10 protein-coding genes, 1 tRNA gene and 1 pseudogene are annotated in these 11,291 nt (G+C 69.2%); 4 read left to right on the forward strand and 8 right to left on the reverse strand.

Annotated features, from left to right (window positions below):
* On the forward strand, nucleotides 1-753 hold a 753-nt coding region (locus WA805_RS17015; protein ID WP_425242824.1), incomplete at its 5' end, for a uracil-DNA glycosylase.
* Here the strand turns inward: WA805_RS17015 and WA805_RS17020 are convergent.
* Complete coding sequence (locus WA805_RS17020) at nucleotides 750-1,841, reverse strand: GNAT family N-acetyltransferase (RefSeq protein ID WP_425242825.1); 1,092 nt, start codon at nucleotides 1,839-1,841, stop codon at nucleotides 750-752. The genes WA805_RS17015 and WA805_RS17020 overlap by 4 nt on opposite strands.
* A complete protein-coding gene (locus WA805_RS17025; protein WP_424564213.1) occupies nucleotides 1,841-3,028 on the reverse strand; it encodes an FAD-dependent monooxygenase in 1,188 nt (395 codons plus the stop codon). The genes WA805_RS17020 and WA805_RS17025 overlap by 1 nt, the downstream gene beginning before the upstream one ends.
* Before the next feature lie 306 nt (nucleotides 3,029-3,334).
* Here WA805_RS17025 and WA805_RS17030 point away from each other — a divergent pair.
* Nucleotides 3,335-3,411: transfer RNA gene (locus WA805_RS17030), tRNA-Leu, on the forward strand.
* Between the two features lie 368 nt (nucleotides 3,412-3,779).
* On the opposite strand, the gene WA805_RS17035 is transcribed toward WA805_RS17030, so the two are convergent.
* Both WA805_RS17035 and WA805_RS17040 read right to left on the reverse strand, forming a co-directional pair.
* Nucleotides 3,780-4,013 (reverse strand): DUF4287 domain-containing protein, encoded by a 234-nt coding sequence (locus WA805_RS17035; protein ID WP_422270830.1) that lies wholly within the window; start codon nucleotides 4,011-4,013, stop codon nucleotides 3,780-3,782.
* 145 nt (nucleotides 4,014-4,158) lie between these two features.
* On the reverse strand, nucleotides 4,159-5,376 hold the full coding sequence (locus tag WA805_RS17040; RefSeq protein WP_422270832.1) for an acetyl-CoA C-acetyltransferase: 1,218 nt from the start codon (nucleotides 5,374-5,376) through the stop codon (nucleotides 4,159-4,161).
* 84 nt (nucleotides 5,377-5,460) lie between these two features.
* Between WA805_RS17040 and WA805_RS17045 the strand changes: the two genes are divergently transcribed.
* Together WA805_RS17045 and WA805_RS17050 are read left to right on the forward strand one after the other, a co-directional pair.
* Nucleotides 5,461-6,861, forward strand: coding sequence for a cystathionine beta-synthase (locus WA805_RS17045; protein ID WP_422270834.1), 1,401 nt, complete (start codon nucleotides 5,461-5,463; stop codon nucleotides 6,859-6,861).
* Complete coding sequence (locus WA805_RS17050) at nucleotides 6,858-7,994, forward strand: cystathionine gamma-synthase (RefSeq protein ID WP_422270836.1); 1,137 nt, start codon at nucleotides 6,858-6,860, stop codon at nucleotides 7,992-7,994. The genes WA805_RS17045 and WA805_RS17050 overlap by 4 nt, the downstream gene beginning before the upstream one ends.
* A 15-nt stretch (nucleotides 7,995-8,009) precedes the next feature.
* On the opposite strand, the gene WA805_RS17055 is transcribed toward WA805_RS17050, so the two are convergent.
* The 4 genes and pseudogenes from WA805_RS17055 to WA805_RS17070 all read right to left on the reverse strand — a co-directional run.
* A complete protein-coding gene (locus tag WA805_RS17055) occupies nucleotides 8,010-8,279 on the reverse strand; it encodes a hypothetical protein (protein WP_425242826.1) in 270 nt (89 codons plus the stop codon).
* A gap of 78 nt (nucleotides 8,280-8,357) precedes the next feature.
* Nucleotides 8,358-8,651, reverse strand: coding sequence for a hypothetical protein (locus WA805_RS17060; protein ID WP_422281290.1), 294 nt, complete (start codon nucleotides 8,649-8,651; stop codon nucleotides 8,358-8,360).
* Between the two features lie 59 nt (nucleotides 8,652-8,710).
* Entirely contained in the window at nucleotides 8,711-10,714 is a 2,004-nt protein-coding gene (locus tag WA805_RS17065) for a hypothetical protein (protein ID WP_422281288.1), read from the reverse strand.
* Nucleotides 10,715-10,798: 84 nt separating this feature from the next.
* Nucleotides 10,799-11,291: pseudogene (locus WA805_RS17070) on the reverse strand (magnesium chelatase); the annotation flags it as partial.

Below are 11,291 nucleotides of genomic sequence, written 5' to 3' on the forward strand. Positions count from 1 at the left end.
ACCGCGGCGACCCCCGTCGCGGACAGTGCGGAGCAGGTGCGAGAGCTGGCGTCCGGCGCGGCGTCGCTGCCGGAGCTGACCGCGCGGCAATCGGTGTGCCGGGCGTGCCCGCGTCTCGTCGCCTGGCGGGAAGAGGTCGCGGCGGTGCGCCGCAAGTCCTTCGCCGCCGAGCGGTACTGGGGGCGCCCGATCGCCGGCTGGGGAGACCCGGCGCCGTCCGTCCTCATCGTCGGACTGGCCCCGGCGGCACACGGCGGCAACAGGACGGGGCGGATCTTCACCGGCGACCGCAGCGGCGACTTCCTGTTCGCGTCGCTGTACCGGTGCGGGCTCGCCGTGCAGCCGGCCAGCGTCCGGGCCGGGGACGGGCAGCGGCTGATCGGCGCGCGGATGGTCGCGGCGGTCAAGTGCGCACCGCCGGAGAACAAGCCGACGCCGGGCGAACGCGACACCTGCGCGCCGTGGCTCGAGGCGGAGCTGCGGATGGTGGCGGGGAGCTTGCGGTCGATCGTCGTGCTCGGCGGTTTCGCCTGGCAGGCGCTGTGGCCCGTGCTGGCGGGCGCGAGCTTCACGCTGCCGCGGCGGCGTCCGGCGTTCGGGCACGGCGCTGAGGTGGAGCTAACCGGCCCGGGCGGAACCCCCGTGCTGCTCATCGGCTGCTACCACCCGAGCCAGCAGAACACGTTCACCGGCCGGGTGACCGGCGAGATGACCGACGCGGTCTTCACCCGGGCCCGCGACTACCGCGGCTAGATCCTGTCGCGCAGCCGGCTGGAGAGCCCGGTGCGGCGCAGGACCCGCCCGGCCGTGCGGCGCATCCCCGGATGCCTGCGCAGCGTGTCCAGCGCGTGCTGCCTGCCGGCGGCCCTGGCGAGCTGCGCGACGCCAAGCGGGGTGCGGGTGTATACGGTGCCCTCGCCGACGAACATGTCGTGGCTCTTCAGCTCCTGCGCGTAGGGGCTGGCGCCCTTGCCCATGCGGATCTCGGTGATGCCGATGGCGGCCAGCGACTCCGCCATGTGCCTGATCTGGAGCATGCCAGGGGAGTACTTGCTGAAGCGCAGGTCGTACGCGGTGAACCAGCCCTCGCAGACGCTGCCCGCGCGCAGCCCGAACTGGATGGAGACGCGCTCGGTGCCGGCGTAAACGGTGGTCACCAGGCCGGACAGGTGCGGGGTGTCGGTGACGAGCAGTTCCTCGAGCAGTGCGCGCAGCCATGGCTGGCCGAACTTGTCGAAGCGGTTCGACCGCCGGTACTGGCCGGATTTCCAGTCCGTGAGCTGGGACAGCGGCTTGGCGTCGGTGTCGGCCACCATGTGCACCTCGCCGGCCTCGCGGCTCAGCTTGCGGCTCTTGCGCTCGAGTTCCCTGCAGAACTGGTGCGCCTTGACGTGGACCTTCGCGTAATAGGCCGCGAAGCCATCGGTCACGTCGATGATCGGCGCCGCCTCGGTGCGGGACAGGTACGGCTTGAACGGCGCCTGCCCTGGTATCAGGTTGTCGAACTTCCAGGCGGCCAGCCCGCAGCTCCTGACGAGCTCCCTGGCGTCCCAGGGAGCGCCTGGCAGGTGCACGACGCCCTGGCAGCCGGACAGCCACCCCGACAGCGGCACGCCGACGCCGAAGTCGCGTTTGCGGATCTCGAACGGGAAGAACCCGGTGACGGACTGGCCGTCCATGAGCACGCCCACGCGAGAGTCCGGCCGGTGGCGCCCGACGGCGATCGCGAATTCCGGTGACAGGAACGGGTTGCCGTACCACGGCGAGGCCTGCTGGATCTCGTGCCAGCGCGCGATCTCGCCCGGGCCAAGCTCACCCGGATGAATGGTGTGTACGTGCATCAGCCGGCATTCTGGACGGGTTCCGCCGGCCGGAACCTGGCGCGCAGTTCGCCAAGGGACGCCAGCCGTCCCTTGGCGTGATGGAGCGCGTAGCCGACCCGCGGCGGCAGGCTGGCCATCAGCGGCGAGCGGCGCGCCCACAGCAGCTCGCCCATCTGGCGTGGCTTGAGGTCAACGTACTGGTCGATGTTCTCGAACCACCGCTCGCTGAACCGGGCCTCGGCCAGGACCCTGGCGATCTCGGCCTGCCGCGTTTTTCCGTACCGCGTCAGCGCGGCATCCAGGCCGGCGCTGCCGTCCAGGCTTTCCGCTAGCGCGATGGCGTCACCGATGGCGAGCGTGGTGCCCATTCCGATGGTGAAATTGGCGGTCCGCGCGCTGTCCCCGGCGAGTACGACCTTGCCGGAATGCCACTGCTCGTTGCTAATGGTCCTGAAGTTGGCCCACCGCGCTTTCCCGCCGCCGCCGAGAGTTCCGACGAGCCGGTGGCCGTCGAGGTAGTCCGCGAATATGCGCTCCAGAATCGGCAGCGCTTCGTCCGTCGACATCCCGCCGAAACCGAGTCCCGCCCATGTCTCCGGCGTGCACTCCACGATGAAAGTGCTGTTCTTGTCGTTAAAGGCGTAGGCGTATGCCCAGAGCCAGCCCTTGTCGCTCGGCGCGAACAAGTAGCCGAACTCCGTGAACAGCTTGTCCGAGCCGAGCCAGATGTGCTTGTTGCGTCCGGTGGTCTCCGTGGTATTGAAGCGTTCCGCCTGCCGCATCCTGCTGTTGATCCCGTCCGCGGCGACAATGAGGTCGGCGTCCGCCAGATCCGCGGGAGCGCCGACCTCCTTGCCGTGTTCGATACGGACGCCCAGGTCCCGCGCCCGCGTTGTCAGGATCTCGAGCAACCGCGCCCGGCTGATGTTGTAGACCTCACCGCCGCGCAGCACATCCCGTGCGCCGCGGATCTCCAGGACCTGCTCCTGCCAGCAGATCACGGCCTCGCGGATCTGCCGGGCCGACTCCGGGTCGCTGCGGCGCAGTTCCCGCAGCAGATCCTCGCTGAACGTCACCCCCCAGCCGGGCGCCGTGTCCGCGCTGTTCCGCTCGTAAACACAGATGTCGTGGCCTGGGTCGCGGAGCTTCATAAGGACCGACGAGTACAGGCCGGCCGGCCCGCCCCCGACACACGCGATCCGCACGCAGGCCCCCTTTCTCAGCGCTTCCTTGGTACGGGATCTGCGAGGGCCGCGCCGGATACATAACCGGAACACAAACTAACTTACTTAGGTGTGGTATCAGTCGTTTTTGGTGAATCCTGTGCGGTTCAGGTCGGTCTGCCTGGTTCGGCGTCGCCCGCCATCCCGCGGCCGCTCGGCAGGCGCCGCAGGCGATCCAAACCTGGCGGGCAATATTCACGCATTGTGAAAATTGCCGCCCGTGTTTGGTGCCGCACAGAAAAACTATGGTCTGGAGACAGATAACAAAACCGCGTTATTATTAGGGGTGCCCCCGTAGCCCAAGGGCAGAGGCCGGCCCCCTAAAAGGGTCCGCAGTGTCGGTTCGAACCCGACCGGGGGCACCAAATGCTTAAACGATCTTTAGATCACGATAACGTGCATCTGCATCTGCATTCGCCTATGCATCCGAACATTCAACTGCACGCTCATAAGAATGTGCCTTTATTAGCACGAGCAGCCTGGAAGGGATAAATGGCCTCATTCAAGGTTGGCGGCGGCGGCTGTTCGCCGGCCCTCGCCTCGACGGCCCCCCATGACAACCCCAGCCTCTCCAGTCGCCACAGCGCCGTCGTCCCGGACGCGGGCGGTAACCGACTGACCTGCGCGCGGGATGGGCCACGGGCCAATGGCGGGCAGCAAAGCTAATCAGCCGGCGGGCGGCAAGCGCGCAGCGGCGCGCGCCCAGGGGGCCGGCGAACGGGGAGCGCGGGGGCTACCCCGCGAAGAGGCGCAGGCGGCGCCGGATCTCGTACTCGTGGACGATGGCGGCGGCGTACCTGTCGCAGATGCCATGCTCGTCAGCAAGCCAGTTCGCGCGTTCTTCACGACGCAGGAAGGCGGGTCCGGACTCCAAGTGGGCGAACCACTCGGCTAGTTCGCGGCCCGTTTGGAGCGGGATACGCGCGATGAGGCTTTTGTGCATGTCGGGCGTGTGCGTCAGCGACATTGGCACCTCCGAGGGGAAGCCGCTTTCCCATGAGACTGCCTTACCGAACGGCCCCTGACAAGACCCGATCGCAACCTTCCCGTAATGTCCTGTTCGACGCGGCGCCAGCCTGTGCACGCGTGGTGACCGAGGGGCCCAGGTCGCGTCAGTTGAGGCGTTCGAAGACCATCGCCATGCCTTGGCCGCCGCCGACGCACATGGTCTCCAGGCCGATCGTCTTGTCGTGGAACTGGAGGCTGTTCAGCAGCGTGGTGGCGATCCTGGCCCCGGTCATGCCGAACGGGTGCCCGACGGCGATCGCCCCGCCGTTCACGTTCAGCCGGCTGATGTCGATCCCCAGGTCACGGTAGGACGGGATGACCTGCGCCGCGAACGCCTCGTTGATCTCCACCAGGTCGATGTCCGAGATCGCCATCCCGGCCCGGCGCAGCGCCTGCCTCGACGCCTCGACCGGCCCGAGGCCCATGATCTCCGGGGACAGCGCGCTGACGCCCGTCGACACGATCCGCGCCAGCGGCGTGATCCCCAGTTCGGCCGCCTTCACGTCGCTCATCACGATCACCGCGGCGGCGCCGTCGTTCAGCGGGCAGCAGTTGCCCGCGGTCACCGTGCCGTGCGGCCGGAAGGCCGGCTTCAGGGCGGCGACCTTCTCCAGCGTCGTGCCCGGCCGCGGCCCGTCATCGGCGACCACGACGTCGCCGGACGGCAGCGTCACCGGGGTGATCTCCCGCTGCCAGAAGCCGTTCGCGAGCGCTTTCTCCGCCAGGTTCTGTGAGCGGACGCCGAACTCGTCCTGCTCCTGACGGCTGATGCCGCGCCACGCGGCCACGTTTTCCGCGGTCTGCCCCATCGCGATGTACACGTCGGGCAGCTCGCCGTCGGCGCGCGGGTCGTGCCACGGGGTCTCCTCCTCGGCGGTCCGCGCCGTGCGCCCGATGGCGGTGTCGAACAGCTGATTCTTCGTGTCGGGCCAGGTGTCGCTGGTGCCCTTCACGCCACGGGACACGCACTCGACGCCGGCCGAGATGAACACGTCGCCTTCGCCGGCCTTGATCGCGTGGTACGCCATCCTGGTGGTCTGCAGCGAGGACGAGCAGTACCTGTTGACCGTGGTGCCTGGCACGGTGTCCATGCCGAGCAGCACCGCGACCACGCGGGCCATGTTGAATCCCTGCTCGCCCCCTGGCAGGCCGCAGCCGAGCATCAGGTCGTCGACCGTGGCCGGGTCCAGCTGCGGGACCTTCGCGAGCGCTGCGGATACCATCTGCACCGCGATGTCGTCTGGCCTGATCGAGGTCAGCGATCCCTTGAACGCCCGCCCGATCGGCGAGCGGGCGGTTGCGACGATGACTGCCTCTGGCATGAGCTGGCGCCTCCTCAGATCCGTTCACAAACACGTTAACAGCCCCCTGGGCCAGTACTGTCATGCACAGGGAGGGCAAAAATCATGCAGGTGTATGACTCGCTCGCCGAGGTGACCGGCGGCACGCCGCTGGTTCGGCTGCAGTCGGTGACGCGCGGCATCGCGGCGACAAGAAACGTTCTCGTCAAGGTGGAGTACCTGAACCCTGGCGGCTCGGTGAAGGACAGGATCGCGCTGCGGATGATCGAGTCCGCGGAACGCCAGGGCAAGATCGCCGCGGGCGGCACGATCATCGAGCCGACGTCAGGCAACACGGGAGTGGGACTGGCGATCGTCGCGAACAACCGCGGTTACAAGTGCGTGTTCGTATGCCCGGACAAGGTGGCGCAGGACAAGATCAGCGTGCTGCGCGCCTACGGCGCCGACGTCGTCGTCTGCCCGAGCACGGTGTCGCCCGATCACCCGGACTCCTATTACAGCGTGGCCCGGCGGCTCGCCAGGGAGACACCGGGCGCGTGGCAGCCCGACCAGTACGCCAACCCCGACAACCCGGCCGCGCACTACCACTCCACCGGCCCGGAGATCTGGGACCAGACGGAGGGGAAGATAACCCACCTCGTGGTCGGCATCGGCACCGGCGGCACGATCTCCGGCACCGGCCGCTACCTGAAGGACAAGTCGGGCAACAAGGTGCGGGTCATCGGCGCGGACCCGGAGGGCTCGGTGTACTCCGGCGGAGGCGGCCGCCCCTACCTTGTGGAAGGCGTCGGCGAGGACATCTGGCCGGCCACCTACGACAGGGACATCGCCGACGAGGTGATCGCGGTGAGCGACGCCGACTCGTTCCTCATGACCCGGCGGCTGGCCCGCGAGGAGGCGCTGCTCGTCGGCGGCTCGGGCGGGCTCGCCGTCGCCGCCGCCCTCAAGGTCGCGGCAGCGGCGCAGCCCGACGATGTCATCGTCGTCATCCTCCCGGACGGCGGCCGCGGCTACCTGTCGAAGATCTTCAACGACGACTGGATGGCCGACTACGGCTTCCTGCGCGCCCAGACGGCCGAGCCCACCGTCGCGGACCTGCTGGCTGCCAGGGACAATGGCACGATGCCCGCGCTCGTCCACATCCATCCGGAAGAGACCGTGGCTCAGGCGATCGCCCTGCTGCGCGAGTACGACGTCTCGCAGCTGCCCGTCGTCGGCCAGGAACCCCCGCTGATGGCCGCCGAGGTCGCCGGGGCGGTCGCCGAGCGCGACCTGCTCGACGCCCTGGTGGCCGGCCACGCGAAACCCGACGATCCGGTCAAGGACCACATGGTGCCGCCACTGCCCGTCGTCGGCCAGGGCGAGCCGGTCAGCCGCGCCGCGAAGGCGCTCCAGACCGCGGGCGCCGCGCTCGTGCACGTCGACGGCAAGCCCGCCGCCGTGCTCACCCGCCAGGACCTGCTCGCCTTCTACGCGAGCACCCCATACCCCGGGACGGAACAATGAAGTTCGAAACCCAGGCCATCCACGCCGGCCAGGACCCCGACCCGCTGACCGGCGCCGTGGTCCCGCCTATCTACCAGACCTCCACCTACAAGCAGGACGGGGTCGGCGGCACCCGCGGCGGCTACGAGTACTCGCGCAGCGGCAACCCGACCAGGAAGGCCCTCGAGGAGTGCCTCGCCGCGCTGGAGAACGGCGCGGCGGCGTTCGCGTTCGCGTCGGGCATGGCCGCCGAGGACTGCCTGCTGCGCACCCTGTGCCGCCCCGGCGACCACGTCCTCATCCCCGCGGACGCCTACGGCGGCACGTTCCGCCTGTTCGACAAGGTGCTGAGCCGGTGGGGCGTGAGCTACGAGACCGTTCGGCAAGATGATCTCCAGGCCGTCGACCGAGCCGCGGCGAACAGGAAACCCAAGCTCATCTGGGCCGAGACTCCCACCAACCCGCTGCTGTCGATCATCGACATCCGGGCGCTCGGCGAGGTGGCCCACGGGCACGGTGCGCTGCTCGTCACCGACAACACGTTCGCCTCGCCGTACCTGCAGCGGCCGCTCGACCTGGGCGCGGACGTCGTGGTGCACAGCACCACCAAGTACATCGGCGGCCACTCCGACGTCGTTGGCGGTGCGCTGATCGTCAAGGACGCGGCGCACACGGCGGACCTCGCGTTCAACCAGAACGCCACCGGCGGCGTGGCCGGCCCGTTCGACGCCTGGCTCACGCTGCGCGGCGTGAAGACCCTGGCGGTCCGGATGGACCGGCACTGCGCCAACGCCGCCCGGGTCGCCGAGATGCTGACCGGGCACCCCGCGGTCAGCGAGGTGTTCTACCCGGGGCTGTCCGGGCATCCAGGGCACGAGCTCGCGAAGGCCCAGATGCGCGACTTCGGCGGGATGGTGTCGTTCCGCGTGGCCGCGGGCGAGCGCGCGGCCGCCGAGGTCTGCGGCCGCACCAGGGTGTTCATCCTCGGGGAGTCGCTCGGCGGCGTCGAGTCGCTGATCGAGCAGCCGGCCAGGATGACGCACGCGTCCGCGTCCGGCTCGCCGCTTGAGGTGCCCGCCGACCTGATCCGGCTGTCCGTCGGCATCGAGGACGCCAGTGACCTGCTCGACGACCTGCGGCAGGCGCTCGGCTAGCCGCCGTTCCACACATCAGCAAACCGTGGAGATCCACGGCTCGCTGAAAAGGTGCAGCAACTGCGTGATGATCAAGCCAAGCATCAGCGTCAGCAGCGACGCGAGTACGTAAATTCTTGTGATCCGGTAAAGATAACCGACCGCGACAGTATTACGTTTCCGGATATATCGCGATGTGGACATAATTGCCGCGGTTCCCGGGCCGATCGTGAAGATCGCCGCGACGACGTGCAGCCACGCCTGCGACGTGGTCGGTAAAGGACATGAAGTGATCTTAGAGCGCACGGCAGCCCGGGACCTGGCCAAGCTGGGCACCAGATCCCGGGCGCCGGCGGCGGTCGCTGCCGCGGCCCGGGCGCCGGGCTAGTTGGCCGCGGGCTCCTTGGGGGAGGAACCAGCCGGGGTGACCGCCTTGCCCTTGTACTTCAAGGCGAACCAGGCCAGGACCGCGAAGACCACGCCGACAATCAGGCAGCCAGCCGCGCGCAGCGGGTGGTGCCCGGTCGAGCCGGCGACGTGGCCCATGAAGCCGGGGAGGGAGCTCGCGGGCACCGCAATGTAAATGATGCCTGCAACGATGAATACGAGCGCGATGACGGCCGCGATGATCGCGGTCGCCGTCCGGCCGGAGGAGCCGGATCCAGTCGGGGAACTCACTACGTCGTCCTCCTAATTAGGTACTCAGCTCTCTAATTCTCTGTTCTGTAGCCGCAAATCTACCGCTGACGCCTTGCCCCGCGGGTACGAAGGAAGTCGTTTACGACATATTCGCCGAGATGTTCCGGAGCGGCCCGCAGCACGCGGCCGCCGTTTCTCCTGGCTACATTGTCCACGAATGCGCTCAGCCTATCGTCCTCGGCCAGCATGAAGATGTTCAGGGCCGCGTGCCGCCTAGTCATCTTGTCCACCTCGGCCAGCGTCAGCTCGAGCGTCTCCGGCGCCGGCGGCCAGTCGAACCACGGCCTGCCGTCCCGCTGCAGGTGCGCGGTCGGCTCGCCGTCGGTGACGATCAGCACGACCGGCTCGTGCTCGGGGTGCCGGTCCAGGTGGCGGCCGGCCAGCATCAGGGCGTGGTGCAGGTTGGTGCCCTGCACCATGTCCCAGCCGAGGCCAGCCAGTTCGGTCTCGCGCAGCTCCCGCGCGTAGTTGGAGAACCCCACCACCTGGATGGCGTCCTGGGGGTACTTGCTGCGCAGCAGCGCGTGCAGCGCGAGCGCCGTCTGCTTGGCCGCGGCCCACGTGCCGCGCAGCGCCATCGAGTAGGACAGGTCAACGAGCAGCGACACCGCGGCGGAGTTGCGCCGCTCGGTCTCCGCGACCTGGAAGTCTCGCGGCGAGAGCTTGACCCGGCCCCTGCGGCCTTCCGCGGCCCCTCGGGGGGTTGCGGGGGGCAGTCCCCCCTGGCCAATACTGCGCAGCAGGGCGCTCCGGACTGTCCGCGGGACGTCGATCGGCTGCTCGTCACCGAACTCCCACTCCCGCGTCGCCCCGGTCAGGTCGCCCGCCTGCCCCGCGTCGTGCAGGTCGTGGTCGCCAGACCGCGTGCCGTTCTCCAGCCCGGCGAACACCCGGCGGAGCGCGGTGTCGCCGATGCGGCGCACCGCCTTCGGGGTGAGCTCGAGGTTGCCCCCGTTGTTGGTCAGGTAACCCTGCCGTTGCAGCTCGCGCTCGATCCGGCGCAGCGCCTCGAGGTCGTCCACCGCCTGCCTGCCGAACGCCCGCCGCACCGCCTCCTCGTCGACGTCATCGAGGTTGGCCCCCGCGTAGTCCTGGCCGAGGGCGCTCTCCAGTTCGGCGAGGTCGGCCAGGTCGGAGACGGCGCTGGTCGCGTCGCCCAGCCCGAGCGGGTCCTCGCCGGACATCCGCACGCCGCGCTGCGGAGCGCCAAGCTCCGGCCGGCGCGCCCGCAACGCGTCGCCGAGGGCCGCCATCTCCGCCGCCAGGCCCGCGTCCTCCAGCGCCTGCGCCATAAGGTTAGCCAGCTCCTCGCGCTGCTCGTCGGACAGCGAGTTGAGCAGCCGCTCAGCAGCCATCATCCGCCGGACCAGGGAATCCACGAGCTCCTCGAGGTTCTGCGGATTCTCGGGGAACATATCGGCGTATTCCGCCATGAAGCGCTCGAAGTCCTCCTGGGTGTGCTCTCCGCGGGTATCCGCGTCCAGCATCGTCCGCAGGTCGGCGAGCATGTCCTTCACCCGCTGCATGGCCGCGGGATCCGGGTTCTCCAGCGCCTCCTTCATGCCGCGGAACTGGCTGTCGAGCACCTCCCTGCGCAGCAGGTCGCGGAGCTTGTCGAACGTCTCCCGCGCCGCCTGCGACCGCCAGTCGTAGTCGGCGAGCTGCCTGATCGCGCGCGAGGTGTCGTCGGGCAGCGCGTCCAGGTCGGCCTCGCGGAGCCGCGCGTCGTCGCTCGGATCGGGGAACAGCTCAGCGCGCTCTTGCCCGATCGCCGTGTCGAGCAGCGCGCGGGCCTGCTCGAGCATGCCATCGAGCCGTCCGCGGCTGCGCAGCTCGCGGGACCGCTCCCTGACCCTGCGCAGCAGGTCGTCCAGGCCGCGGCGGTTCTGCCAGCCGCGCCTGAGCAGGTCCCGCAGCGCTTCCGCCGGGGTGCCGCCCCCCAGGATGTCGTCGCCCATGTCGTCGAGCGCGCCGCGGACGTCATACGGCGTCGCCAGCGGATCAGGGCCGCCGTCGTATTCCCCGTACCGGTAGTTAGCCATCGCGCAGCTCCTTGCCCACCTAGTCCTACCCGCGAGCCATGTGCCTCACGGAGTCAGCCGCCTACGTTCGGGATCATTGATCGCCTATTGCCCGTAGATGGAGATGCCGTCGGCGCTGTCCTTGGAGAGGCGACGCAGCAGGTACAGGCCCTCGAGGGTGAACTCGATGGCCGCGGCCGCCTCGCCGAAAGACTCGCGGCCCTCCATGCCAAGCCGCGCCATGATCTTCGCCAGGCCGGGGACCTCGCCGGTCCGGCGCAGCAGTTCGCTGGCCGAGACGAGCTCGCCGGACTCGATGGTGCCGCCGTCTGCGAACTTGTTCAGGAGGCCGGTAAGGTCGGCGCCGCCGAGCCGCGCACGGAACGTGTCCGCGATCGCGCGCCGCAGCAGGTGCCCGAGGATCTCCTCCTCGCGACCCTCCTCGCTGACCTCGAACTCGACCTTGCCGCGCAGCGTGCTGACAATGGTCGGCAGGTCGCAGACCCGCGCGACGGGCACCTCGTCGTGCGCCTCGGCGATCAGCGCGGTGCGCCGTACCGCCGCCGCGGCGGTACTCTCCGCGGCCGCGATCGCGAAC

The organism is Trebonia sp. (assembly GCF_049794275.1).
GTDB lineage: Bacteria > Actinomycetota > Actinomycetes > Streptosporangiales > Streptosporangiaceae > Trebonia.